Annotated in this window: 23 protein-coding genes, 1 pseudogene and 1 riboswitch; of the genes and pseudogenes, 20 read left to right on the top strand and 4 right to left on the bottom strand. The window is 49.3% G+C overall.

The annotated features are described in order from the left end of the window. Positions 1–2 precede the first annotated feature (2 nt). Positions 3–977 (bottom strand): prenyltransferase/squalene oxidase repeat-containing protein, encoded by a 975-nt coding sequence (locus tag AC9UCN_RS05350; RefSeq protein WP_509524608.1) that lies wholly within the window; start codon positions 975–977, stop codon positions 3–5. 106 nt (positions 978–1,083) lie between these two features. Next, a riboswitch (adenosylcobalamin (AdoCbl) riboswitch) is annotated at positions 1,084–1,233 on the bottom strand. 13 nt (positions 1,234–1,246) lie between these two features. Here AC9UCN_RS05350 and AC9UCN_RS05345 point away from each other — a divergent pair. Continuing rightward, a complete protein-coding gene (locus tag AC9UCN_RS05345) occupies positions 1,247–1,417 on the top strand; it encodes a hypothetical protein (RefSeq protein WP_509525014.1) in 171 nt (56 codons plus the stop codon). A gap of 18 nt (positions 1,418–1,435) precedes the next feature. Here the strand turns inward: AC9UCN_RS05345 and AC9UCN_RS05340 are convergent. After that, positions 1,436–1,723, bottom strand: a pseudogene (locus AC9UCN_RS05340) (thiol-disulfide oxidoreductase DCC family protein); the annotation flags it as partial. Between the two features lie 172 nt (positions 1,724–1,895). Between AC9UCN_RS05340 and AC9UCN_RS05335 the strand changes: the two are divergent. From AC9UCN_RS05335 to AC9UCN_RS05325, 3 genes are all read left to right on the top strand, one after another. Further along, entirely contained in the window at positions 1,896–3,686 is a 1,791-nt protein-coding gene (locus AC9UCN_RS05335; RefSeq protein ID WP_509524606.1) for an ABC transporter family substrate-binding protein, read from the top strand. A 127-nt stretch (positions 3,687–3,813) separates the two neighbouring features. Further along, on the top strand, positions 3,814–5,352 hold the full coding sequence (locus tag AC9UCN_RS05330) for an ABC transporter permease (protein ID WP_509524604.1): 1,539 nt from the start codon (positions 3,814–3,816) through the stop codon (positions 5,350–5,352). 11 nt (positions 5,353–5,363) lie between these two features. After that, a complete protein-coding gene (locus AC9UCN_RS05325) occupies positions 5,364–6,434 on the top strand; it encodes an ABC transporter permease (protein ID WP_509524601.1) in 1,071 nt (356 codons plus the stop codon). Here AC9UCN_RS05325 and AC9UCN_RS05320 read toward each other — a convergent pair. After that, positions 6,424–7,017, bottom strand: a complete 594-nt coding sequence (locus tag AC9UCN_RS05320) for a PH domain-containing protein (RefSeq protein ID WP_509524599.1) — start codon at positions 7,015–7,017, stop codon at positions 6,424–6,426. The two genes, AC9UCN_RS05325 and AC9UCN_RS05320, sit on opposite strands and share 11 nt — an antisense overlap. 47 nt (positions 7,018–7,064) lie before the next feature. Between AC9UCN_RS05320 and AC9UCN_RS05315 the strand changes: the two genes are divergently transcribed. From AC9UCN_RS05315 to AC9UCN_RS05280, 8 genes are all read left to right on the top strand, one after another. Continuing rightward, positions 7,065–8,720: an ABC transporter ATP-binding protein gene (locus AC9UCN_RS05315; RefSeq protein ID WP_509524596.1), complete on the top strand. Its 1,656-nt coding sequence runs from the start codon at positions 7,065–7,067 to the stop codon at positions 8,718–8,720. 129 nt (positions 8,721–8,849) lie between these two features. Further along, positions 8,850–10,760, top strand: coding sequence for a translational GTPase TypA (gene typA / locus AC9UCN_RS05310; protein ID WP_509524594.1), 1,911 nt, complete (start codon positions 8,850–8,852; stop codon positions 10,758–10,760). Between the two features lie 19 nt (positions 10,761–10,779). Further along, on the top strand, positions 10,780–11,910 hold the full coding sequence (locus tag AC9UCN_RS05305; protein ID WP_509524591.1) for a PIG-L deacetylase family protein: 1,131 nt from the start codon (positions 10,780–10,782) through the stop codon (positions 11,908–11,910). 28 nt (positions 11,911–11,938) lie between these two features. After that, positions 11,939–12,265: a ferredoxin gene (gene fdxA / locus AC9UCN_RS05300; RefSeq protein WP_509524588.1), complete on the top strand. Its 327-nt coding sequence runs from the start codon at positions 11,939–11,941 to the stop codon at positions 12,263–12,265. After that, the gene (gene dapC / locus AC9UCN_RS05295) at positions 12,266–13,375 is read left to right on the top strand and encodes a succinyldiaminopimelate transaminase (RefSeq protein WP_509524586.1); all 1,110 of its coding nucleotides are present in this window, start codon (positions 12,266–12,268) and stop codon (positions 13,373–13,375) included. Between the two features lie 54 nt (positions 13,376–13,429). After that, positions 13,430–14,680, top strand: coding sequence for a citrate synthase (locus tag AC9UCN_RS05290; RefSeq protein WP_509524998.1), 1,251 nt, complete (start codon positions 13,430–13,432; stop codon positions 14,678–14,680). Positions 14,681–14,782: 102 nt separating this feature from the next. Further along, positions 14,783–15,244 (top strand): nuclear transport factor 2 family protein, encoded by a 462-nt coding sequence (locus tag AC9UCN_RS05285; protein ID WP_509524583.1) that lies wholly within the window; start codon positions 14,783–14,785, stop codon positions 15,242–15,244. Positions 15,245–15,540: 296 nt separating this feature from the next. Then, positions 15,541–16,272, top strand: a complete 732-nt coding sequence (locus AC9UCN_RS05280) for a type 1 glutamine amidotransferase (protein ID WP_509524581.1) — start codon at positions 15,541–15,543, stop codon at positions 16,270–16,272. A gap of 135 nt (positions 16,273–16,407) precedes the next feature. Here the strand turns inward: AC9UCN_RS05280 and rsmD are convergent, their stop codons facing one another. Continuing rightward, the gene (gene rsmD / locus AC9UCN_RS05275) at positions 16,408–16,977 is read right to left on the bottom strand and encodes a 16S rRNA (guanine(966)-N(2))-methyltransferase RsmD (protein ID WP_509524579.1); all 570 of its coding nucleotides are present in this window, start codon (positions 16,975–16,977) and stop codon (positions 16,408–16,410) included. A gap of 51 nt (positions 16,978–17,028) precedes the next feature. Between rsmD and recG the strand changes: the two genes are divergently transcribed. The 8 genes from recG (at position 17,029) to smc (ending at position 25,947) form a co-directional block, all read left to right on the top strand. After that, positions 17,029–19,128: an ATP-dependent DNA helicase RecG gene (recG, locus tag AC9UCN_RS05270; protein WP_509524577.1), complete on the top strand. Its 2,100-nt coding sequence runs from the start codon at positions 17,029–17,031 to the stop codon at positions 19,126–19,128. Between the two features lie 27 nt (positions 19,129–19,155). Continuing rightward, complete coding sequence (gene coaD / locus AC9UCN_RS05265) at positions 19,156–19,644, top strand: pantetheine-phosphate adenylyltransferase (RefSeq protein ID WP_509524575.1); 489 nt, start codon at positions 19,156–19,158, stop codon at positions 19,642–19,644. Then, positions 19,644–20,147: a YceD family protein gene (locus AC9UCN_RS05260; RefSeq protein WP_509524573.1), complete on the top strand. Its 504-nt coding sequence runs from the start codon at positions 19,644–19,646 to the stop codon at positions 20,145–20,147. The genes coaD and AC9UCN_RS05260 overlap by 1 nt, the downstream gene beginning before the upstream one ends. Positions 20,148–20,150: 3 nt before the next feature. Next, complete coding sequence (rpmF, locus tag AC9UCN_RS05255) at positions 20,151–20,354, top strand: 50S ribosomal protein L32 (protein ID WP_509524571.1); 204 nt, start codon at positions 20,151–20,153, stop codon at positions 20,352–20,354. Between the two features lie 3 nt (positions 20,355–20,357). After that, positions 20,358–21,035, top strand: a complete 678-nt coding sequence (gene rnc / locus AC9UCN_RS05250) for a ribonuclease III (protein WP_509524568.1) — start codon at positions 20,358–20,360, stop codon at positions 21,033–21,035. 14 nt (positions 21,036–21,049) lie between these two features. Further along, the gene (locus tag AC9UCN_RS05245; RefSeq protein ID WP_509524566.1) at positions 21,050–21,436 is read left to right on the top strand and encodes a DUF4406 domain-containing protein; all 387 of its coding nucleotides are present in this window, start codon (positions 21,050–21,052) and stop codon (positions 21,434–21,436) included. Further along, a complete protein-coding gene (gene mutM / locus AC9UCN_RS05240; RefSeq protein WP_509524564.1) occupies positions 21,437–22,351 on the top strand; it encodes a bifunctional DNA-formamidopyrimidine glycosylase/DNA-(apurinic or apyrimidinic site) lyase in 915 nt (304 codons plus the stop codon). An 86-nt stretch (positions 22,352–22,437) separates the two neighbouring features. Further along, a complete protein-coding gene (gene smc, locus AC9UCN_RS05235) occupies positions 22,438–25,947 on the top strand; it encodes a chromosome segregation protein SMC (protein ID WP_509524561.1) in 3,510 nt (1,169 codons plus the stop codon). Positions 25,948–26,030 lie beyond the last annotated feature (83 nt).

The raw sequence follows: 26,030 nt of genomic DNA, 5'->3' as shown, positions 1-26,030 counted from the left end.
GACTACTTACCTAGAAGAGTTAGGTAACTCTTGCCCTCAAGAGCGAGGTAACCCTGAGCAGTTGCAAAACGGTCACCGGCGTTTTCCACCCAAGGTGAGCCGATGCCACCATCTTCTTGAATCTGGGCAACTAGGTATGCGTGGACATTTTCGTTTAGCTCACCACGTGTTGCCAGATACGCCATTAGAGCAAGAGCGGTTCCGTTAACGTCAACTGCGTCAAATGCCACAAAGTGACTTCCATCAACCAAACCGGCATCTAGGTATGCCAAGGCCGCATCGATGGAGCTTTGCTTGGTGGCCGTTAGCGCGGGGTCTAGATCCTTGGATAGCTCAAGGGCCATGATGGCCATGGCGGTTGCGTCGGTGCTGGAAGCAGTTGTGAATTCTGAATTATCAAAACCAAAACCCCCGTCCTCTCTGGCAAGATTTAGAAGAACCGCCGCAACACTCTTTGCCATTTCCTGCTGATCCTGGGCGTAAAGACCCAGACTCATCCAGGCATAGTCAAAGGTGCTTGCGGTAGGCACAGTCAAAGTGCCATCTTCTTGGATCAGCTCACTAAGGGAACCAACAACCATTTGTGTTTGTGCTCCATTTGCAGCGCCAGTAACTTTCGATGCAAACAAGTACTTACCTGCAAGACCTGGAATGATCTCCCCGGTTTCGGATGAGTATAAGAAGTCAGGCTCTGATTCCAAAAGGAACTTAATAGCAATAGAGGAATCGACTTCTCTTGTTTGGCTAAGTTGAGAAACCGCTTCTAGCGAGAATCCGTACTCGGGAACACCAGGGGAGAAACCCTCTAGATACTCTCCAAGTACAAACTGGGACTTGAGGAACTGGGCTGTTGCCAAGTGTTTGGACTGCGTCCCACCCATGCTCAAAACTAGGAGGACAACCAGAACTGCAACTGTTATTGCGGCTGATGAGAGTGCAACGATTTTTCGCACCCTTGGAGTTACTTTCTTGTTCATTTGGAACCTTTCGCATTTGGAAGTTAGATGCGAAGGCGGGGCAAAAACACAAGAACCCTTGAAAACATCTCTAGCGAAACGTTCAAGGGTTCATCGAGTAAGTTGCTACCCGACTCCACCCGTAGACCTCGACGGTATATTTGGAGCCAATTATTTCCACTTGGGCATTCCGACTTGTTGATAATCAACTCACGGTTGCGGGTCAGCGTCGGATTTTCACCGACTTCCCCCAAAAGGAAACAAAAGCTACAACCAAACTTCGGTTGTAAATGAGAATCTACCAGCTAGCCAAGGGTCCGGAGTCCATGCAGGGCCGAATCGTCTTCTGTGGCTGGGTCATGGCCCTAGCCCTTTTCGACCCCATCGAAGGTGTCCTCGAGCTTGCAAGCTTTGGTTCCCCCAGGAAGCCGGTGGCGATTTTTGGCTATCCACTTATATAAGAGGTCAGCGACGAAGCTAAAGGGGGGAGTTTTCATGACAAACCCCAGCCACCTCCAGTAAAACTCAGGCTGGTCTAGAAGGATGTGGGCGACAGCTAGGTGACCGCCTAGCGGTTTGACCAGCGTTGGCAAAGGATCCACTAACCACACTTGAGAAGAGACATCGGTCAGGGATAGGCCATATTGGCTTGGGTCAATCCTTTGGTAGGCCGCAAATTTAGGGAATCTTGAGAGGTTTCTGATTCCAAAGTCCAGGCTGAGACGGCAGAACTGGCAGTCACCGTCGTAGATCAGGATTTGCTTCACTCATTTAGCCTAGATTGCCCCAGGCTTTTGATTATCACGATTTAGACACCATTCGAAGTTCCCTTTATCCTCCGGCGGGTAATGCCTATACACTCGAGAAACCAGTATTTAGCTGTAGTTGATGATCAATTCATCAGCCAGTTGAATCAATGAATTAGACAAAAGGAGAAACATGAAGAAGCGCAGATTGGGTCTAGTAGGCCTAATGAGCGTGGTTGCTGTTACCTTGAGCGGTTGTGCATTGCCATACGAGTCTCAGGTAGTAGAAGGAACCACGATCACAGTTGCTTTTAACCAAGCATTTGATAACTACAACACTGTTTCGTCTGCAGGTAACGCGACTAAGAACGCAAACATTACCTACATGACAAACTCTGGTTTCCAGTACTACGACAACACACCTGCGTTGATCAAGGACACTGGTTACGGAACATTCGAGAAGATTTCTGACGAACCTCTAACTGTTAAGTACACCATCAACGACGGTGTCAAGTGGTCTGACGGAACTCAGATTGACGCAGCTGACATGCTATTGGCCTGGGCCGCAAGCTCTGGAAAATTTGCAGACACAGATGCAGCATTCTCACCGGCTTCTACATCTGGTCTTGACCTAGTCACCCAGACTCCTGAAATCGATGGCCGCTCACTGACTCTTGTCTATGACGACGCATACGTTGACTGGGAGCTTGCTTTCGGTGTTGGTATGCCAGCCCACGGAACTGTGATGCTTGCTTACCCAGACATCACCGATCCAGCAGAAGCAAAGAAGTTGCTAATTGAAGCAATCCAGAACGAGGATGACGCTTGGCTAGCTCCTGTTGCGAAGAGCTGGAACGAGGACTACCAGTTCACATCTCTTCCTTCGAACCCACTTCAGTACCTATCGAGTGGTCCATACATCATCGAAGAAGTAGTTGAGGATCAGTACATCACACTAGTTACCAACCCTGTTTACGCATGGGGACCATCACCTAAGTTCGAGCGCATCACCGTCCGCTTCATTGAGGACTTCATCGCTCAGCTACAGGCTTTGGAGAACGGTGAGATTGACATCGCTACTGGACAGCCAACAGCTGACTCGTTGACCGTTGCCAAGGAGATTGCCGCTAGCACTGGTGCAACAATTCACCAGGGTGACGAGGCCGTTTACGAGCACGTCGACCTAACCTTCAACAACGGAGGTCCATTCGACCCAGCTACCTACGATGGCGATGAGTCAATTGCACAAAAGGTTCGTCAGGCATTCTTGCTGACTATCCCTCGTGACGAGATCATCGAGAAGATCATCAAGCCACTGAACCCGAACGCAACAGTTCGTGAATCGTTCTTGACCATTCCTGGTTCAGAGCGTTACAACGCGATTGTCGCTGAGAGCGGTGCAGCTGACGTACGTGATCTAGACATCGAACGTGCGAAGGCCCTACTTGAGGAAGCTGGAGTTTCTACTCCAGTTGACGTCAAGTTCTGGTACCCAACTGGAAACGTACGTCGTTCACAGGAGCTTGAGCTGATTCAGAAGTCAGCCGCGCTTGCTGGATTCAACGTCGTTGACACCAATGAGCCAGACTGGATGTTCACAGACCCAACAGTTGAGCCAATCAACCCACACGATGCAGTTATCTTCGCGTGGCAGTCAACTAGCTTGGCAGTGGCCGGTTCGGACCAGATCTTCAAGTCCTACACCGACCCGCTAGCTAAGGGTGGTAACTACAACGGTTACGCTAACCCAAAGGTTGACGAACTATTGGCAACGCTTAACGTCACAACCGATCTAGAAGAGCAAACTAATTTGATGCTTCAGATCGAGCAGAACCTAATTGCGGATGCATATGGAACCACAATCTTCCAGTTCCCTGGACTGACTGTTTCCAGCGCAAAGGTATCTGGCGTGAAGCCAAGCCCACTATCGCCAAACTACTTCTGGAACTTCTGGGAGTGGACACCAGTTACCGAATCTGAGTAACTTGGTTTAGCGGTATCTAATTCCGGCTGGCAACTTAGGTTGCCAGCCGGAATTCGCTTTTTCGGGATTTTGACTTAGCTAGAGTTGGTAGAGTCTCGATAGTAATTAAAAACTAACGGAGGTAAAGGTGCTGGCTTTTATCGTCAGAAGACTGTTTGCCACTTTGTTGGTTCTTCTTGCTGCATCATTCATTGTTTACGTGCTGACGGCATACTCGGGTGACCCTCTGTTAGATCTTCGTGGCTCTAGCGATCCTTCCGCTCAGGACAAAATTGCTTACCTGACAAAAGCTTTAGATCTAGAGACCCCTCCTGTCCTCCGCTACTTCGGTTGGTTAGCCGGAGTTGCAGGATGTTTTATCGGCCAATGTGATCTAGGAATATCCGTTTCTAGAGGTGAGCAGCAAGTCGCAGAAGCTATAGCGGGTGCGATTGTGTCCACAGTTCAATTGCTTACCTTGGCCACCATTGTTGCAATTGTGCTGGGAGTTGCCATTGGAATGTCAACTGCGCTTCGTCAGTACAGCGGCTACGACTACACCGTAACCTTCATGACATTTGTTTTTTACTCCCTTCCTATTTTCTGGTTCGCAGTTTTGCTCAAGGAGTGGGGCGCGATTCGATTCAATCAATTCCTAGGTAATCCAGAAATTCCTTTTTGGTTGCTGCTGGTCATAGCCGTCGCCTCGGGAGCTATATGGATGGGTGTCGTTGGTGGAAATGGGATTCGAAGACTCAAAGTGTTACTGAGCGTGAGCTTTATTACCTTCGCTGGATTACAGTCACTTCTTCTTCTTGGGTGGTTTGAAAAACCGTCACTAGGAATTATTGGAATCATTCTCGGCGGGGTAGTAATTTCTGCAATCGTGATTTCTTTGACAACTGGTTTCCAAAACCGTGGGATGCTCTTTGCTGCAGGTTCAGTCGTGGCATTCTGGCTTGCAGTTTGGTACCCGCTTCAGTTCCTGTTCTTCTTTATCCCAGAACTTTGGACGTTGCTGGTTTTGGTTGCCTTAGCTGTCGGTGTTGCCATGGTTGCAGGGGCTGTATTTGGCGGAGAAGATCGCAAGCAAATCACAAGGGCAGCTGGAATCATAAGTATTTTGACCCTTGGTTTTGTGATCATTGATCGCGTTCTTCAGGTTTGGTCTGACTATCAACTCATGATTCCTCAGGCAAGTGGAATCATCTCAACAATTGGTGCCACTACTCCCAACTTGCCAGGGGACATGTGGTTCCAGATGCTAGATAGTTTTGGTCACTTACTCCTTCCAACAATTGCCCTATCAATTGGGTCTCTGGCTGCATACACTCGTTACTCTCGCTCAAGCCTGCTAGAGGTGTTGAACCAGGACTATGTTCGAACAGCTAGGGCCAAGGGGTTGGCGGAGAGAACCGTAATCATGAGGCACGCTTTCCGTAACGCGATGATTCCGATTGTCACCATTGTGGCTTTTGACATTGGTGGACTAATCGGAGGCGCAATCATTACAGAGAGAATCTTTGCTTGGCAGGGGATGGGCTCTTTGTTCAATGGCGGCCTTAATGCACTGGATCTGAATCTGGTGATGGGTGTGTTTCTGATCACCGGATTAGTGGCGGTAGTTTTCAATCTCATAGCGGATATTGCCTACGCATCGCTTGACCCCAGAATTAGATTGACGTAGGGAGCAAGCGCATGAGTCAAATGGATAATCTCCCAACCCCCGGCACGGCAGGGGTTAGTCAAGGGCAACTGATTCGCCGAAGGTTCTTCAAGCACAAAGGTGCATTGGCAGGATTAATCGCGATTATTCTCATCACGATCATTTCCTTCACATCTGTGGGAACAGTAATTGGCGGAACCGGAAAGTTGATTGTTGATGAGTCTGGGAACTTTGCTATTGACGGTTTTAGGATTCCTGGTTGGTGGCAATACAACTGGTTTGAAAACTACGACCTTGTAAACCCTGGCGGAACTCCAACCCTTTCGCTATCTCCGTTCGCCATTGGAGACCACCCATTTGGTCAAGACACATTGGGCAAGGATGTATTCGCTCGAGTGATGCGCGGTATCCAGCAGTCTCTGACCGTCATGTTTGTTATCGGAATTATGACAACCGCAATTGGCGTTTTGGTTGGATCCATCGCAGGATTCTTTAGGGGTTGGATTGATTCAGTGTTGATGAGATTTACTGATGTCATCATCATCATTCCAGTTCTGATTTTGGGTGCTGTAGTTGGTAAGGCATTTGGTGGCGGAAGTGCACTGTTTCTTTCGTTCTTCCTAGGTCTTTTCCTTTGGACTGGGCTATCTCGTCTGGTTAGAGCCGAGTTCTTGTCTCTCAGGGAACGAGAGTTTGTTGATGCCGCGAGGGTTGCCGGGGCCGGGCCTTGGCGCATTATTTTCAAGCACATTCTGCCAAACGCAATTGGAGTCATAATCGTCAACACCACATTGTTGATGAGTGCTGCAATCTTGCTTGAGTCCTCCCTTAGCTATCTGGGCTTTGGAATTACCGCACCTGACATTTCGCTAGGACAGATCATCTCCGAGTATCAGGAGGCGTTTTCTACTCGTCCTTGGTTGTTCTGGTGGCCAGGTATGTTCATCATCATCATTGCCCTGTCCGTAAACTTCATCGGAGACGGCCTGAGAGATGCTTTCGACCCTCGCCAACGCAGATTCCACGTCAAAACTGACGGAATCTTTGCAGCCATCGGCCGCATTGGTGCTGGCAGAAAGGCAGCTGAAAATGTTAAAAAATAAAGCTAGCCACTGCAACGGCACTCAAGCAGAGAAAAACAACTATTCGCCAAAGAACCCAATTGGATTTAACAGAAGAAGTCTCGTTGAGCTTGTTGAGGTCTCTGAGTTTTTCCCAATGACTTCTGATGCTGTATGCCGCGACACCGGAATCGCTGCTGGTCAAATCTCCAGGCCTAACCAAACCCTTGCCGACGAAGCTACTTTCGGGCAGGTGCTCGGCTTCGGTTTTGTTAGCCATGAAGCCGGCGTATCTGGATGGGGCTGGGGCGCCGAAAGCTTGAATGGTTCTTTCCTTGGTCTCAAGGGTCAGAGAGTACTTTGTGTCGATTCGAGTAATCGCGGACCAGTTCAGTTTGTGGGTCTTGAAAATGTTGTCAACAACAACCCCTTCGTCGCTAACTTTCACACTGGGGTTCCAAAACAGCAGCCAAGCAAAATAGGCGAACCATATGTATACCCAAGACTTTGTTGCAAGCAGGAGCCAAGAATCTATGGCCAGAGCGGTTATTCCAAAAAGAGCAAAGACGAATCCGGCACTAGCCATTATGCGACCAGATCTGGAATACAGGGTTTGAGCATCCATTTTCCAAGTCTCACACAACTTGCAAGCCATAGAGGGGAATGCTGCTAATGGCAAAAGATAGCAAGGTAATTCTGAAAGTTGAGAACCTGGGTGTCGATTTTTGGGTAGAAGGCGAGTGGATTCCTGCTGCCAAGAATTTGAGTTATGAAATCTCCGGCGGCGAAGTTTTGGCCATCGTTGGAGAGTCGGGTTCTGGAAAGAGCGCCAGCTCGATGGCGCTACTTGGCCTTACGCCACAAAATGGCAGGGTGTCTGGGAGCGTGACCCTTGCCGGCGAGGAGTTAATGAACGCGTCGGCAAAGCGACTTCGCGAAATTCGCGGAAGCGGAATTGCAGTTATCTTCCAAGAGCCGATGACGGCTTTGAATCCTGTTTACACAATTGGTTTTCAGATTATGGAAACTCTGAGAGTTCATTTCAACATGACCAACCAGGTAGCTAAGGAGCGCGCTATTGAGCTTCTAACTCTGGTGGACCTACCGGATCCAGTTAAGGCCTTTGACTCTTATCCGCACCAGTTGTCCGGCGGTCAGCGTCAGCGCGCAATGATTGCCCAGGCCATTTCATGTGAGCCAAAGCTTTTGATTGCCGACGAACCGACGACCGCGCTGGATGTAACAATTCAGGCTGAGATTTTGGATCTACTAAGAGAACTGCACACCAGACTGAACTCCGCAATCCTTTTGATCACGCACGACATGGGCGTTGTGGCGGACCTTGCTGATCGGGTCTTGGTCATGAAAGATGGAGAGATGGTCGAGCAAGGAACGGCTCGAGAAATTTACAAGGCGCCAAAGATGGCTTACACCAAAGAACTTCTTGGCGCTGTTCCTTCCCTCGGGCAAGGCAAAGCAGTGGCAGCAAAACCTGCCTCCACAACGGATTTGGTCTTGAGCTTCAACAATGTTCGTGTTGAGTATCCAAAGCGTGGAAGAGTCCCAGCTTTTCTAGCAGCCAAGGACATTAATCTCGAAATTCGCAAGGGCGAAGTTTTGGGCTTGGTTGGAGAAAGTGGTTCTGGAAAAACAACTGTGGGTCGCGCTGCGGTTGGACTGCTTCCCGTGAAGTCCGGATCACTCATTGTGGCCGGGAAAGATATTTCAAAGACGAAAAAGTCTGAGCTTCAGCAACTTCGAAGCAAGCTTGGAATTGTCTTCCAAGATCCAGGCTCGTCGCTGAACCCACGATGGTCCATAGCTCAATCAATTGCTGAACCGTTGGTCTTGTCAAAAACCATGGATAAAACCCAAATTGCCAAGCGTATTGATGAGCTACTAAATCAGGTTGAGTTACCTATGGCTTACAGGAACCGCTACCCACACGAACTATCTGGTGGTCAGCGACAGCGAGTTGGAATAGCCAGAGCATTGGCGCTATCACCTGAGCTATTGGTTGCAGACGAACCTACTAGCGCTTTGGATGTTTCAGTTCAAGCGCGAGTTCTTGAGCTACTCCAACAGCTCCAGAAAGAGCTTGGTTTTGCTTGCCTTTTTGTAAGCCACGACCTGGCTGTTGTGGACTATCTTGCCGACCGAATTGCCGTTATGCACAATGGTGAAATTGTCGAACAGGGCGATAAGAATCAGATTCTTCGTAACCCACAACAGGATTACACCAAGAGATTGATTGCGGCAGTGCCAGTTCCGGACCCTGATGACCAGCGCAGCAGGCGAGAATTACGTTTGTCTTCAGCAAAGCCCTAGCCAGTTCCGCTAAACTAAGAGCTCTTGAGTCCTTGTAGGAATACAGTCTTTATTTGGATCCAGTAGGGCTACAAAAAATCCGCTAAAAAGCCTGAGAGCTATCTAGCGCCTAATTATGAGGAAGTTTTTATGACTCTGGCAATCAGAGATGACCTAAGAAACGTTGCAATCGTGGCTCACGTAGACCATGGTAAGACAACGCTGGTTGACGCGATGCTTAGGCAGACCGGATCCTTCGGTGAACACTCCAACATGGGTGAGCGCCTTATGGACTCAGGAGATTTGGAAAAAGAAAAAGGAATCACAATCCTTGCCAAGAACACCGCAATTAGTTACTCGGGTAAAGCAGCTCAAGGCAAGACAATAACCATCAACGTTATTGACACCCCGGGCCACGCTGACTTCGGTGGCGAAGTTGAGCGTGGGCTTTCGATGGTTGATGGCGTTGTTTTGCTGGTTGACGCCAGCGAGGGACCATTGCCCCAGACTCGCTTTGTTTTGCGTAAGGCTCTCGAGGCTAACCTTCCAGTTATCTTGCTTCTTAACAAAACAGACAGACCAGATGCTCGTATCGACGAAGTAGTTGAGGAAACTCACGACCTACTATTAGGTCTGGCTTCAGATCTTGCCGACGAGGTTCCTGAACTCGACATCGACGCTATTTTGGATCTGCCGGTTATTTACGCATCGGGCCGAGCTGGAGCTGCTTCACTCAACAAACCCGAAAACGGAACCTTGCCAGACAATGCGGACCTAGAGCCACTGTTTGGCGCAATCATGAAATACATTCCTGCGCCAAAATACGATCCTGATGCCCCGCTACAAGCCCACGTAACAAACCTTGACGCCTCACCGTTTCTTGGCCGTCTTGCTTTGCTTCGAATTTTCAACGGAACAATCAAAAAAGGTCAGCAGGTTGCTTGGGTTAGACAAAACGGTGAAACTCAGACCGTAAAAATCACCGAGCTTCTGATGACCAAGGCGTTGGAGCGCTTCCCAACCGAATCCGCAGGGCCTGGAGACATCGTTGCGGTGGCTGGAATTGAAGAGATCACCATTGGGGAAACACTTGCGGACCCAGAAGACATCCGACCACTTCCACTAATCGCGATTGACGATCCTGCAATCTCTATGACCATTGGAATTAACACTTCACCTATGGCCGGAAGAGTCAAAGGCGCCAAAGTTACCGCTCGTTTGGTCAAGGACCGCCTGGACCGCGAACTTATTGGAAACGTTTCTATCAAGGTCATCGCAACCGACCGTCCGGATGCCTGGGAGGTTCAGGGTCGAGGAGAACTAGCCCTCGCCATCTTGGTTGAGCAGATGAGACGCGAAGGTTACGAGCTCACAGTTGGTAAGCCGCAAGTTGTTACCAAGAAAATCGACGGCAAGCTAAATGAACCCGTTGAAGATCTAACCATTGATGTGCCTGAGGAATTCTTGGGTTCAATCACTCAGCTGTTGGCGTCTCGCAAGGGTCGGATGAAGAACATGACAAACAAGGGAACCGGTTGGGTTCGTATGGAGTTTATGGTTCCATCCCGTGGACTAATTGGTTTCCGAACCGAGTTTCTAACCACCACACGTGGAACCGGAATTGCAAATGCGATTTCTGCAGGCTACGAGCCATGGTTTGGTGAGATTGTCACTCGTACCAACGGCTCCCTAGTGGCAGACCGCCAGGGAGCGGTAACACCGTTCGCGCTAATCGGATTGCAAGATAGAGGAACTTTCTTTGTCGAACCAACTGAGGAAGTTTACGCCGGACAGGTTGTTGGCGAAAATGCCAGAGCCGACGACATGGAAGTAAACATCACTAAGGAAAAAAAGCTCACCAACATGAGAGCGTCTTCCAGTGAGGAATTTGAGAAACTAACGCCACCTAGAAAGCTGTCGTTGGAAGAGTGTCTGGAATTTGCTCGTGAAGACGAGTGCGTTGAGGTAACTCCCGAAGGCACCAGGATTCGTAAGGTGGAATTAGACCCTAACCTGCGCGCCAGGGCAGCTTCAGCAAGAAAACGAGCTAGCGAGAGCTAAACCATTTAGAGTTATTGCTATGGCCAAAACGTCGTTCAACGCAAAACGGGTGCTGCTGGTTCACGCCCACCCAGACGATGAGTCAATCTTTACCGCTCACGTGATTGCCAATCGCGTTGAAGCTGGAGCAAAAGTAATGGTTCTTACTTTGACCCGTGGGGAACGAGGCCGAGTCAAGCTCGATGATCTCAAGCCACTCGAATCCGATCTTGCCGCGATGGGTGCTTTTAGATCTAACGAGCTCAGAAATGCCTTGGCTGCCCTTGGTGATGTTCAGCATAAATTTGCTGGATCCAGAAAATACCTTGACTCAGGAATGCGACTAAGCACCTTTGGAAGAGCGGTAAAGGCAAAAACTACCGACGAGATGTCACTTTCTTCAGTTTCAACAGCGGTAGTTTCTGACGACATCTATCAGACTCTGACCGCGTTCAAGCCAGATGCCGTGATTACTTACAACCGCAAGGGCGGCTTTGGCCATCCTGATCACAAGAAGGCTCACGAGGCAACCGCGATGGCTCTGCGTCGATTCGCCAGGTCCACAAGAGGCAGGGCGCCACAATTTTGGGTTATTGCTGAACCGGGTGAGCGATTTACGGTCGAAGTTGGTGGCCCAAAAACTGCGGCCAAGAAGAAGTTGGCCCTGGAGCAGCACGCGAGCCAGGTATCAATTGGCAAGGAAACTTTCTCCCTTGTCCCTGGTAGAGACATTCGATATGACACACCAGAGAGGCTAAGAATGACATCAACCACGCCTTGGCTTTGGCTGAAGCCACTATTCCTGGGTCTGTGGGCTTTGCCACTTGGAATTCTGCTTGGATTTGCAGGAACCCTGCTTCACTCTGTCACCGCATCGGACGAGTCGGCCACACCTCTTGGGTTAATAGTTGCCCTGGTGATGACTTTCTCGTTGGCGGTTGCTCTTCGGCTGCTTCGAAACTCCAGGGGCGCTTTATACCTAATGAGTTTTACGCTTGCCGGAACTGTTTTTTGGCTTTCTAGACCCACCGCTGCTGGCGATGCACTTATTCTGGACAACCAAGCTGGAAACATATGGGTTTATGGGTCGCTCATCATCTGCGCTGTTGTGATCTTGTTTCCAAAACTAAGACCCGGGGCATGGGGTAAGAAATCTTCGGGCCATCGATAGGTAATATGGTCCTAGGAGGATCTCCCCAATGACTTATGTAATTGCACTTCCATGCGTTGACCTTAAAGACAAGGCGTGCATCGAAGAGTGCCCAGTGGATTGCATCTACGAGGGTGACCGCATGCTTTACATTCACCCGGATGAGTGTGTGGACTGTGGGGCCTGTGAACCAGTTTGCCCAGTAGAAGCGATTTACTACGAAGATGATGTTCCTGAGCAGTGGGCTGATTACTACCGCGCCAACGTCGACTTTTTTGAAACCATCGGTTCTCCTGGTGGAGCTGCGAAGGTTGGTCCAATTCCTGGCGATCATCCATTGGTTGCTGCTTTGCCACCACAAGCTCAACAGGACTAAGTGTTTACCGGGCTGCCAGATTACCCCTGGAAATCACTAAAGCCATTCTCGGAAAAAGCTGCCCAGCACCAAGACGGCGCAATCGATTTATCAGTTGGATCGCCAATTGATCCAACTCCAGACTCTGTTCAACAGGCCCTCAAGAAGTTTTCTAATTCTCCCGGCTATCCATCAACAGCTGGCACTGCAGAGTTTCGCAAAGCGGTTGTTGAGTGGTTTGCCAGAAGAAGACAAGTACCGGGTCTAGATCCAGATCAAGTGATGCCATCAATTGGATCCAAAGAGCTAATAAGTTGGCTCCCCACTTTCTTAGGCATTGGCCCAGGCGATGTTGTCGTCCAGCCAAAAGTTGCATACACCGCATACGCCGTTGGGGCTGCACTATCGGGTGCCACGCTAGTTTCTGAAGACGATCCAGAAAAATGGCCTGCCAACACCAAGCTGATTTGGATTAACTCTCCAGGTAATCCGGATGGAAAAGTCTTGGACGTTGCAGGCTTTGCCAAAGCGGTCGCAAGAGCCCGTGAGCTAGGAGCGCTACTTGCTTCCGATGAATGCTACGCCGAACTTGGTTGGAGTGATCCGTGGGATAAGGAAGTCATTCCAAGCGTTTTGGACCCTAGAGTTTGTGGTGATAGTCACGATGGGATCTTGTGCCTGTACTCACTTTCCAAGCAGTCCAACATGGCAGGCTATAGAGCCGCGTTCGCAGTTGGCTCGAAAGATCTAATACGAGACTTGGTAAATCTTAGGATGCACACCGGGATGATCATGCCTTTTCCTACTCAGCAGGCGGTGATAGCTGCGCTAGGGGATAGCACACACGTGGTTACCGAGAAAGCGATTTACTCCAAGAGACGAGAGACTTTGCTAGCTGCGGTAACAGCATATGGTTTTGAGGTAACTGACAGTGAGGCGGGTTTGTATCTTTGGGCAACCAAGGGTCAAGACTGCTGGAGCACGGTGGGTGAGATGGCGCAGCTCGGGATTGTTGTGGTACCAGGCAGCTTCTATGGTGAGCACGCAACCAAGCACGTTCGGTTCTCGCTCACGGCAACCGATAACGACATTAGCAGGGCTGCTTTGAGACTCCAAAATGGCTTAGGCTAGAGCCTGAGATTTTGATTCCCAAGGAGCGCTTTGCCTGACAACGAAAAAGTAGTTATCAGCTACAAGGACAAGACCCTCGAGCTTCCAGTTGTTGAAGCAACCGCGGGCTCAAGTGCCATGGACATAAGTAAGCTTCACTCAACCCTTGGCCTGCACACTTACGACCAGGGCTTTGTCAACACAGCATCGACTAAATCAGCGATTACCTTTATTGACGGTGAAGCCGGAATCTTGCGCTACCGAGGTTACGCCATCGAGCAGCTTGCGTCCCAGAAGAGCTTCTTAGAAGTAAGTCACTTGTTGATTTATGGAGAGCTGCCAACAAAGCCAGAACTTGAATCCTTTGATCACAGCATTAGAAGACACACTCTGATCCATGAGGATCTAAAGTCTTTCTTCGATGCATTCCCGCAAAACGCCCACCCGATGTCGGTTCTTGCAGCCGGTGTTTCAGCGCTATCAACTTTCTACCAGGATTCACTGGATCCGAGAGACCCGGAGCAAGTCGAGATCTCCACCAGAAGATTGCTAGCCAAGCTTCCAGTGTTGGCAGCTTATGCCTATAAGACCAGCCTCGGCCAGGCTTTGCTGTATCCAGATAACTCACTTTCTACGGTAGAAAACTTCTTGCGCCTTACCTTTGGAACCATGGCCGAAGAATACGTTCAGAACCCAATTGTCACAAGAGCACTTGAGACACTGCTAATTTTGCATGCTGATCACGAGCAGAACTGCTCGACTTCAACCGTTCGCCTAGTTGGCTCAGCCCAAGCTAACTTGTTTGCATCAGTTTCTTCTGGAATCAACGCACTGTTTGGTCCATTGCATGGTGGAGCAAACGAGGCCGTTTTGGACATGCTTACCCAGATTCGTGACTCAGGTCAGAGCGTGCAGCAGTTTGTTGATCGAGTCAAGAACAAAGAAGAGGGAAGCAGACTCATGGGATTCGGTCACCGAATCTACAAAAACTTTGACCCAAGAGCCACCATCATTAAAGCAACCGCAGACAAGGTACTTGGAGAACTTGGCATCAAGGATCCGCTACTGGATATCGCAAAAGACCTAGAGGCAACAGCTCTAGCTGATCCATACTTTGCCGAGCGCAAGCTTTACCCGAATGTTGATTTCTACACCGGAGTGATTTACAAGGCCCTTGGCTTCCCAGCTCCGATGTTCACCGCATTGTTTGCGATGGGAAGACTGCCAGGTTGGATCGCGCACTGGCGCGAAATGATGGAAGATTCGAGCAATCGAATTGGAAGACCTCAGCAGGTCTACCTTGGAAAAGGCGAAAGAAGCCTCTAAGCCTCAGGCTGATCTTTAGAACATGCCTAATGGCCTGTGGTCAAAAGGTGGGGACTTTACCAATGATTATTAGAAATTCGGAATTTGAAAGGTTTGAAGCACATGCTAATTTATAGCTCCATTGTCGAGAGGTTAGTTCGTAAAACATTTCTTGCCGTGCAAAATCATGATTACGAATATGTGTTAGGTGGTCTGTCCTCCAGGAACCTCACCCATCGTTTTGCGGGTCCTAATTCACTGGGTGGCATTCGACATGACAAAGAGGCCATGCGTCGGTGGTTTATGAGGGTGGGAACAGTTTTTCCGGAGCTTGAATTTAACGTAACAAGTGTCCTAGTCCACGGTGGGCCATGGAACACAACAGTATTTGCCCGCTGGGTAGCCACATGTACTCTTGAAAACGGAGAGTCCTACATAAATCCAGGCATTCACGTAATCAAATTGCGGTGGGGTAAAGCTTATGACTTTGATGTTTATGAAGATACCTTTGCTGTTACGGTCGGACTTGAAAAACAAGCAAAGTCAGGTATTGCCGAAGCAAGTGCTCCCCAAATTGTGAGTTAATCTAAACGCCCTCTTTGACTTTTTACTCGCCGAAACGTGAAATACTTCACTTTTTTGCATGTGCACTCGTTTTCCGCAGTAATCAAGTGCACTGGGAAGGACTCGAACCCGCATCTAGAGGTAGCTACGAGGCTTACTTGGACTATCAGAATGAAGAACTAAAGATCAACTGATTAAGAGTCAGTTGCCCTGCCTAAAATCAAATCTTCTAAGGAAGGTTCCTGCCCAAAAAACCAAGCTGAATCCAAAACTTTGGGTCCAATGGCTACTAGGATGGCATAAACGTTAGGACCCCAATGAAAACCAAGCCAAAGATTCTGGTTGTTGTGCATGACATAGATGATCACCTCAACGAGATGGCTAACCCGATTGCCGAGGCTGGAATTCTCATGGATACCTGGGACGTACAGAATGACAGTGTCGGAAAACCCGATCTAGACACACTTGAGCAGTACTCGGGAATGATTTCAATGGGTGCGCACGCTGGTGTTCTCGAAGAGCCTAAGCACGCTTGGATGAGCCACGAGCGAAAGATTATGCAGTGGTTTTTGGATACAGAGACTCCGCTACTTGGGTTGTGCTTTGGCTCGCAACTGCTCGCCTCGGCTGCCGGCGGACGAGTCTATAAGGCAGAGACCGGCGAGTTTGCGTGGACAAGAGTTGAGATGTTGCCAGAAGCCGCAAACGATCCAGTAATCGGCGCTTTGGGTGAGACCGCCGACGCCTTTCAGTTTCACTATGACAGTATCGAGTTACCGGAAAACGCAGTTCTGTTAGGCGAAAGCGCAGGAACAATCGAGGCGTTCAGAGTTGGCTCTAGCGCATGGGCAACCCAGTTTCACCCAGAGGTCGGTCTTTCTCAGCAGTTGGCTTGGCTAAGTACTTACCGCGGTGCCTTCATGCGCGAAGGCATCGATATAGATAAGCAGATTGCTAAGTCGCACGAGCTTGCAGCAAGCTACCGCAAGCAAGCGTGGGACTTGTCCGCAGCTTTTGCAAAACAGGTTCTTGCATTCCATAGCCGGTAGCCCCAGGATTCGTTGCACTCCATTCCGTATGAACAGAAAAACTCCCGTTGATTAGAATATCCCGCTCTCGTGAGAAGTAGCTGGATTTTCCGTGCACCCCCCCGGGACTTGAACCCGGAACCCACTGATTTATAGTCAGTAGGTCGGCTTTAGCCAGTAAACAACTGTGTCGCCAAATGGCTTCTGATCGACTAGCTCGTAACCCGCAGTTGAAAAGGCATCCACTCTAGAAGATCGCTCGACCAGCACCAAGGCCTTATCTGAAACTAGAAGCCGCAGTGACTCAAGACATTTTTCTACTTCTTGATTAGTCAGCTCGTATGGTGGGTCAATAAAGACCAAATCAAACGAACCATTACTTGCCTCCAGAAACTTTTGGACCGGTTGGATCTGAACTTTTGCTGAAACTTCCTGTCCCTCTTCGCTCAAAGCGTCCTGAACGGTTCTGGAGTTTTTGATGCAAACTGCAGCTGCCATCTTGTTGCTTTCAACTAGAACGGCAGCAACCGATCCTCTTGATAAAGCCTCTAGACCCAGCGCACCGGTTCCCGCATAAAGATCCAATACCTTCCTTCCAGCTAAGGCACCTTTGGATTCCAGCGAGCTAAAGATGCTCTCTCGGATTCGATCTGCTGTTGGTCTAGTGCTTTTTGCCGGAGAAGCTAGCTTTCTAGAGCCAACTAGGCCACCAATAATTCTTGTCATGATTGTCAAAGCCTAACGGCTTTTGGCAACTCTCTCGTAGAAGATTGAAGCATGCTGCTTCCAACCACTGCACTCGATCGAGTATTAGGTGACAAAACAGCCAAGAGCTTCGCAAAAAACCTAGGACTAGTAACAGTTGCTGATTTATTGCAGCACTACCCGCGAAGGTATTCATCTAGGGGAGAGCTAACTCCAATCACAAACCTGCCAGTTGGCGAGAGCGTATCGATTGTGGCTGAAGTGGTTGACGCCAGGGAGAGAAGAACCAAGGGTCGAGTAAGTCACATCCTTGAAGTAAGAATCACTGACGGTAGTGGATTCTTGTCATTAACTTTTTTCAACCAGGCCTGGCGTCAAAAGAACTTGCTGCCTGGAACAAGAGGTCTATTTGCCGGCAAGATCGGTGAATATCAGGGCAAGCTTCAGTTAGCTCATCCTGACTATGAGCTGTTTTTAGATGAGGTCAGTCAGTTTGACGCGAAGGCGTGGGCGGATAAGCCGATACCTATCTATCCAGCTTCAGCCAGCGTTACGACCTGGATGATTCAAAAAGCTTTGGGCATAGTTCTAGACACCCTAGGGACCATAGAAGATGAAGTTCCAGAGGAGATAGCAAAAAAACACAAACTAATGAGCCTGAATCAAGCCTTAGAGAAAATTCACCGCCCGGAAACCAAAAGCGATTGGTCTTCGGCTACAAAGACTCTTTCTTATCACGAAGCATTCTTGCTGCAGGCTAATTTGATTGCTCGCAAAATAGCGAACGAAAAATCTCCAGCTACCATCAGATCGGCCGGGACAAATGGATTCCTTGCTGCCTTTGATAGTGCTCTTCCTTTCAAATTAACAAAGGGTCAGCAAAGCGTCGGTGAAGAGATCTCTTTGGACCTTGCAAAAAGCTACCCGATGAACAGATTGCTGCAAGGTGAGGTTGGATCGGGTAAAACCCTGGTGGCATTAAGGGCGATGCTCGCTGTAGCCGACACCGAAGGTCAATCCGCGCTACTTGCTCCAACCGAGGTTCTAGCCTCTCAGCACTTTAGATCAATCTCCAAAAGCCTCGGCGAAGATCTTGCCAAAAAAGTTGGGCTAACTTTATTGACTGGTCAACTCTCAACAGCGGATCGCAAAAAAGCGATGCTGCAAGTTGTATCAGGAGCATCAAAGATTGTTATTGGAACCCATGCTCTGTTTTCCGAAAAAGTGGAGTTCTATGACCTGGGTCTTGTCGTAATCGACGAGCAGCACAGGTTCGGCGTGGAGCAGAGAGAGAAACTGCGACTCAAAGGAAAACTATCTCCTCACGTGTTGACTATGACCGCCACCCCAATTCCTAGAACCTTGGCGGTGACTGTTTTTGGAGACATGGCAGTTTCTTCACTTACAGAACTTCCTGCAGGTCGAAAAGAGATTGACTCGCACGTTGTTCGGGCCGGGGATAAGAATCTGGTTTCTAGGGTGTGGGAGAGAGTTGCCGAGGAGGTTGCCAAAGGACATCAAGTGTTCGTGGTTTGTCCAAAAATTGACGAGTCTGATAAAGAGAACTCCGGGGCTTCGGTTGATAAAACCACTACTGAGCTAAGTAAAAACCCAAATCTTGGCTCCTTGCGTATCGATGCTCTGCACGGTCGCATGGACCAAGAGCAAAAATCTGAAGTCATGGCAAAGTTTGTCAACAAGGAAATTGACGTCTTGGTAGCAACTACGGTTATCGAGGTCGGTGTGGATGTTCCGAACGCTTCTGTGATGGTGATCTTGGATGCCGATAACTTTGGCATCTCTCAGCTACATCAGCTGCGTGGCCGAGTGGGAAGAGGCCAGGCCAAAGGACTTTGTCTCTTGCTTACCGGTGCTGAGGATGGCTCGATAGCCCTTCAAAGAATCAAAGCTGTCGCAGCTGAAAGCGATGGCTTCAAGCTCAGTGAGATTGACCTAGAGCTTCGCCGCGAGGGAGACGTATTGGGAGCAAGTCAATCCGGAGGTCGCTCTAGCTTGCGTCTGCTGCAGGTGATTCGGGACGCAGCACTGATTCAAAAGGTCCGGGTTGAGGTGGAAGAGCTTTTCGAGGCAGATCCAGGCCTAGAGTCACTACCGAATCTGCGCCTAGCTATTGAGGAAATGAACGCCGTAGAAAACTTGTCTAAAGGCTGAGCGGTTTAGTTTGCTAATCTTGGGTCTATGCCAACTCTCGCTGTCTACCCAGGATCTTTTGACCCAATAACTCTTGGGCACGTGGATATCATCGAGCGGTGCTCCAAGATTGTCGATGAATTACATGTTCTGGTGGTTCACAACCCTGAAAAGACACCAGGGTTTTCTAGCGCCAAGAGAATTGAGCTAATTCAGGAGTCTTTGAAAGAAGCTGGTGTAACCAGCGCAAATATCAAAGTTACAGAGCTCTCTTCTGGCTTGTTAGTTGACTACATCCGAAAAGTTGACGCGAAGCTTCTAATCAAGGGATTTCGAAACAATGTTGACCTTGATTACGAATTACCGATGGCTAAGGTCAATCGGGACCTAAGCGGCATTGAAACAATCTTTATCTCGGCTGATCCCAAATATGGACTGGTGGCGTCTTCACTGGTTCGTGAGGTTGCCTCCCTTGGTGGTCCAGTTCAAAACTATGTTTCAGCGGCGGTGGCTAAGGCTTTATTGGAGCAGAACTAATGAGCAAGTTTGACATTCCGGTTCACGAACTGACTCGAAGGCCAGGCCACACCAGCTCGCTGCAACTAGCCATTGATCTTGATGACGCGATGGGTCAAGGAGCTGCCTCGGTTCCAGCGGGAGCGAAAATCGAAGTTGACTTGAGGCTGGAATCTATCCACGAGGGTGTTTTGGCCACCGGAGAAGTCTTCACCAAGGCAACTTCCCTTTGTTCTAGGTGCCTTGAGCCCCTTGAGCTTGAGGTCGAGGTGGATTTCCAAGAGCTTTTCGCCTATTCTTTAGAGCAGGAAGATGATTTCCTGATCCAAGACGAGAAAATCAACCTTGAGCAGGCAATCACGGATGCTGTAGTTTTATCACTTCCGTTCAAACCTGTTTGTAGTGAAGACTGTCTTGGTCTGTGCTCCGAATGTGGCTTGAACTTTTCTCAGGATCCAAACCACGTTCACGAAGCGAGTATTGATTCTCGCTGGAGTGGATTAGAAAGCTTTAGGAAAGAGTAGGAAATGCCAGTACCAAAAAGACGCATGTCGCGTTCAAACACAAGAGCTCGTCGCTCACAGTGGAAGGCCGCTCCAATCACTCTGGTCAAGACAGTTGAAAACGGTAAGACCGTATACAGCCTCCCTCACCGCGCGAAGCTAGTTGAGGACTCAAACGGAACTGCACTGTTCATGGAGTACAAGGGCCGCAAGGTCGCTGACGCTTAACCCATGAGCCTTGATGCGCTAGGTAAATCCCTTGGCGTGGAAATCGAACCGCAACTTCTCGAACTCGCCCTCACGCACCGGTCCTATTCCTATGAAAACGGTCGAGGTCCAAATAATGAACGCTTGGAGTTTCTAGGCGACGCAATTCTTGGATTTCTAGTTACTTCACACATTCACGATCACTTCTCCGACATGGATGAAGGAAATCTAACCAAACTCAAAAACGCAGTTGTCTCAGCGCCAGCTCTGGCCCAAGCGGCTAGTTCGATTAATCTAGGTGAGTATTTACTACTTGGTAAAGGGGAAATTCAAACCGGCGGTCGCGAGAAAATGAACCTACTAGCCGACACCTTTGAGGCAGTTCTGGGAGCAGCTTATGTTTCTAAGGGCCTCGATGCAGCCAAAACAATTGTTGACCAACACATACTTCCGCTCCTTGATAGCGCAGAAGATCTATTGCTTTCGGCAGATCCAAAAACCACACTTTTGGAGAGCATGCAACAGCAGGGTAAAGCTGCTCCGGTTTATCAAACAACTCACGAGGGACCCGATCACGACCGGACCTTCTTTGCCAATCTGATAATTGACGGCATAGTCGTGGCTTCAGCTTCAGGAAGATCCAGAAAGCAAGCTGAGACTAACGCTGCAATCAAAGCGATATCTGGCGCGCCATTTATCTAAAGTAGGCTTTTACAATGACAAAGCCACTCTTGATTCTTATCTCCGGCCCATACATGTCAGGAACAAATGGCCAGGAATCCGAAATTGCTAAGAATCTAAAGGCGATGGAAGATTATGCGTTGCCAATCTTCGAACGAGGGCACCTAGCGGTTGTAGGGGAGTGGCTTGCGTGGCCTGTAATTCTTCAGGCAGGCGGAGAGTCTCACTCTTCAGAACAGTTCTCAAAATTTCAATACCCAGTCGCTCACAGGCTGTTAGAAAAATGTGATGCAATCCTACGCATTCCCGGAGCATCTCGCGGCGCAGATATAGAAATGGCCAAAGCAAAAGAATTGGGAAAGATTATCTTCACGAGCCTTGAGGAAATTCCTAATCTGAAGCCTGGCTCACCTGGAAAATAAGTGCCCGAGCTGCCCGAGGTCGAAACCGTCCGTGCCGGTCTTGCGAAATCCATAACTGGTGGAACCATAACCTCGGTAAAGATTCATGACGCTAGGTCACTAAAGCGCCACCTCAGCGGCGCAAATGACTTCACTAAGAAACTAGTTGGCAGAGGTGTGCTCGACGTGGTTAGACGTGGAAAGTTTCTTTGGATGCCGCTATCGGGAGATTCAACTGCACTAGTAGGCCACCTCGGCATGAGTGGTCAGATGCTAATAAGAAGCCCAGAGTTTCCAGAAGACAAGCTAAACCGGGTAACTGTTTCTTTCCAATCCAAGAATAAGAAGCCACTCGAACTTCGTTTTGTCGATCAGCGGATCTTTGGCTCTTTAGCTATTGACCCATTGGTTGCAACCCCCGATGGCAAACAGGGAGGGTTTAGCGCTGGTAAGAATAAGAACAAGCCGTGGCAGAACCTCATTTCTAGTTCCGCGTCTCACATCGCTAGGGATCCACTTGATGAGCTGTTCGATACTGACCAGGTAGTCCAAAGACTTCGAGGTAAGAAAACCGGAATCAAGCGAGCCCTGCTTGATCAGAATCTACTCAGTGGAATCGGCAACATTTACGCGGATGAGTCTTTATGGCTAGCCAAGCTGCACTTTGATCGTCAGGCTGACTCAATTTCTAAACCCAAGCTAAATGAACTAATGGGGATTGTAAAAGAGGTCTTGGCTAAGGCCACTAAGCAGGGCGGTACCAGCTTTGACCAGCAGTACAAGAACGTCAACGGTGAGGCTGGGTACTTTTCACAGGAGCTTTATGCCTATGGCCAAACCGACAAACCCTGCGCCAGATGCCAAACACCCATTAGGCGCCAAGCCTGGGCAAACCGTGGTTCTCACTTCTGCCCTAGGTGCCAGCGCCCAAGCTAGCGGTCAATTGGGACCCTAAAAATGGGGTATTTTTAGATACTGTTCAGCTTTGAGCAATTGAGTCCTTTCCAGAGGGGTGTGTCCGCTTGCATCTAAAAAGCCTCACCCTAAAAGGCTTCAAATCCTTCGCTCAACCCACCACATTCCAGTTTGAGCGCGGTGTAACTTGCGTGGTTGGACCAAATGGTTCGGGTAAATCAAACGTTGTGGACGCTCTTGCCTGGGTAATGGGTGAGCAGGGAGCAAAGACTTTGCGCGGTGGAAAGATGGAAGACGTCATCTTCGCCGGAACTGCTACCAAAGGTCCACTTGGTCGCGCTGAAGTTCAGCTGACGATCGACAATGCCGATGGTGCCCTACCTATTGATTACAGCGAAGTCACTATCTCAAGAACCTTGTTTAGAAGCGGTGGATCTGAGTACGCAATCAACGGTGACCCCTGCAGGTTGCTCGATGTTCAGGAACTACTAAGCGACTCAGGTCTTGGTCGTGAGATGCACGTCATTGTGGGTCAAGGTCAACTAGATAGCGTGCTTCGAGCAACGCCCGAAGAGCGCCGTGGATTTATCGAAGAGGCGGCTGGAATCTTGAAGCACCGTCGTCGCAAGGAAAAAACCGAGCGCAAAATCGAAGCCATGCAGGCCAACCTCTCAAGACTGAGTGACCTTGCTGGTGAAGTTCGTCGTCAGCTAAAGCCTCTTGGTGCCCAAGCTGAAATTGCCAGAGAGGCCCAAAACATTGCGTCTCAGGCTAGAGATGCCAAGTCCAGAATTCTCGCTTTTGACATTTTGGATATTCAAAAATCCCTTGAAACCACTTCGACCAGTGAGTCACAACGTCGCAGCGAGCGAAACATCCTGCAGCAAATGCTTTCAACTAATCAGCAGCGTCTAACCCAGCTTGAATCTCCTGAGCTCAACCAGAAGCTAGATAGCTCTCGCAAGATCTCTTTTGAGTTTGATTCTCTACAAGAGCGCATCAGGTCAATTTCAAACATTGCCAGCGCCAGAGTCGCGCTTTTGGAATCCAGCACTCAAGAGCAAAGTAAGTTTGACCTTTCCTCAATTACTGTTGACATAGAAAAAGCCGAAGTTGAAATGCAGCGTCTTGGACTGGAAGTGCAGCGTCTACAGCAGCAACTAGGAATTGCGGAGCAAAAGCGAAACGTTGCCCGCGATGCACTCGAAGCTTTTGATTCGAAGATTCAAGAACAAAACTCCTTGATCTCAAAGTACGATCTTGACCTTGCCCAGTTTGCCAACGGCGTAAAAGTTGCCGAAAGCAAGCTGGAAGCATTTACTAACGAGAAAGCTCGACACCAGGAAATTCTTGGTGCGGCCAGACTAAGACACCAGGAGCAATCTGCTCAGTATCGCGATTTGGAGTCATTGCTTTCCAGCAACAATCCTCGTGAAAACAACTTAGAGTCCAAATACGACGCGGCCCAGAAGGCAGTATCCGATGCTGCGAACAAGATTGAATCACTGCGTGATCAGCTACACGAAGCAGAGCGTGAAAAAGACGCTCTTGCTGGAAAGCGCTCGGCGCTGAATTTAACTCTCGAGCAAAAAGATGGCGCCTCGTCTTTGACCCAAGCTCAGCTTCGAGGAATTAGAGGTTTGGTGGCTAATCACTTACGCATTGAACCAGGCTACGAGCAGGCTATCGCCGCGGCGTTGGGTTCTTTAGCCGACGCTCTAGTTGCTGAAGACCTAGACTCCGGACTTTCTGCACTTGAACACCTAAAGAAAACCGATGGTGGTCGAGTTGAAATCATCATCGCTGATGTTGACCTGCGCTCTGACGCTGCGAGCAAGAACTTGGTTCCAGGTTCAAAGGTTGCATCTGAAGTTGTCAGCGCTCCTGATGGAATTTTGAAGTTACTGTCTCAGGTAGTTATTGTCGAGGACCTAGCGGCCGCAAAGAGCTTTTTCAAGGCACAAACTACTGACTCGCAAGTTATTACCAAACAAGGTGACGTTCTAACCAGAGCAGTTTTGCGTGGCGGTTCATCCAGCAAGCCTTCGAAACTTGAACTAGTTGCCGAGCGAGATGCGGCGGAAAAGGATCTTTCTAGACTGAGCTCTCGCATCGAGACCTTATCTGCCGAACTTGCCCAAGCTAAGTCCAACGAACTTGCTGCCAAGAATTCAGCAAAAGCATCACTCGCCGAACTCAATGAACAGGACGCCAAGCTCGCCTCACAGGCGGAGCAGCTTGGTCGGGTTCGCGTTCAAGTTGAGGCACTGCAAAGCGAGCTCGATCGATTGGGAATTGTTGCCGAGTCGAACGAGGCAGCAATTAGAGAAGCCGAAGGTGAGCTAGAAGCTGCCAAATCTAGACTGCGTGAATTTGAGAGCCTGGGTAGACCAGAGCAGGCCCTTTCCGACAGAAACCGATTGGTTGAAGCACTTGAACTTGAAAGATCTAGGGAGCTTGAGATCCGCGTTGAGCTTGGCGCCGGAGAAGAAAGACTTCGCGTAGAAACCGAGAAGTCCGAAAGCCTAAAACTGCAGCTAGACACCTCCCGTTCAGCCGTTGAAGGAGCTATCAGCGCGGCCAAAGCTCGAGCGGGGCAGCTCAGCTCGGCTAAGGCAGTTCTAAAGGTGCTACCTAAATTGATTGACGCGGTGTCTATTGGCTCGAATGAAGCAAAACGTGAATACGCCACGCTCGAAAGCGAGCGCACCGATCAGTTCCAGGAGCTGACCAAAGTCAGAGGCGAAATTGCTGACATTCAGCAAAAGCTTTCCGATTTGACTCAATCAGTTCATGACATTGAACTCCAAAATCACGAAAAGCGTCTAAACCTTGCAAACTTGGTTACCCGAGCCCAAGAAGAACTGGGCCTTGACGAAGCGACGCTGCTTGCCGAATACAACCCCGAGAACTTGATTCCATCGAACGAGGAAGATGGCGAACCTGAAGTATTCGATCGCGCGAAGCAGTTCCAGCGGCTAAAGGAATCCGAGAAGCTGCTTGAAAAACTAGGCAGGGTAAACCCTCTAGCTCTAGAGGAGTTCTCCGCCCTTGAGCAGCGCCACAAGTTCCTGACTGACCAATTACAAGACCTAACTGAAACCCGCAAAGACTTGATCAAGATCATCCACGATCTAGACGAGAAAATGCAGGCTATCTTTAGTGACGCTTTCCAGGACACCAAGAAGGCTTTCGAAAAAGTCTTCCCAGTGCTGTTCCCAGGTGGAACAGGATCCATTTTCCTAACCGATCCAGATAATCTGCTCACCTCAGGCCTGGAAGTTAACGTAAAGCCTGCCGGTAAGAAGATTGAAAGACTTTCCTTGCTCTCTGGTGGAGAAAGATCGCTCGCGGCGGTAGCTCTCATGGTTTCGATTTTCAAGGCTCGCCCTTCGCCGTTCTACATCATGGATGAGGTTGAGGCCTCTCTGGACGATGCGAACCTTGGAAGACTTCTTTCGATCTTTGAGGACCTTAGAACCAACTCGCAGCTGATCATCATCACTCACCAAAAGCGCACCATGGAAATAGCCGATGCGCTTTATGGTGTTTCCATGAAGTCAGACGGTATTTCAGCTGTAGTTGGTCAGCGACTGCGTGAGAAGGCCGACGCCTAATGTCCAACATCTTCTTTTGGCGTAAAAAACGTGAAGAAGAAAAAGCGGAAGCAAATCAGTCGGATGCAGCGCCAGATTCCCAA

Source organism: Rhodoluna sp. (assembly GCF_036721215.1).
Lineage (GTDB): Bacteria > Actinomycetota > Actinomycetes > Actinomycetales > Microbacteriaceae > Rhodoluna.
The sequence above is the reverse complement of the archived record's forward strand: the minus strand, read 5'-3'. Positions and strand labels throughout refer to the sequence as shown.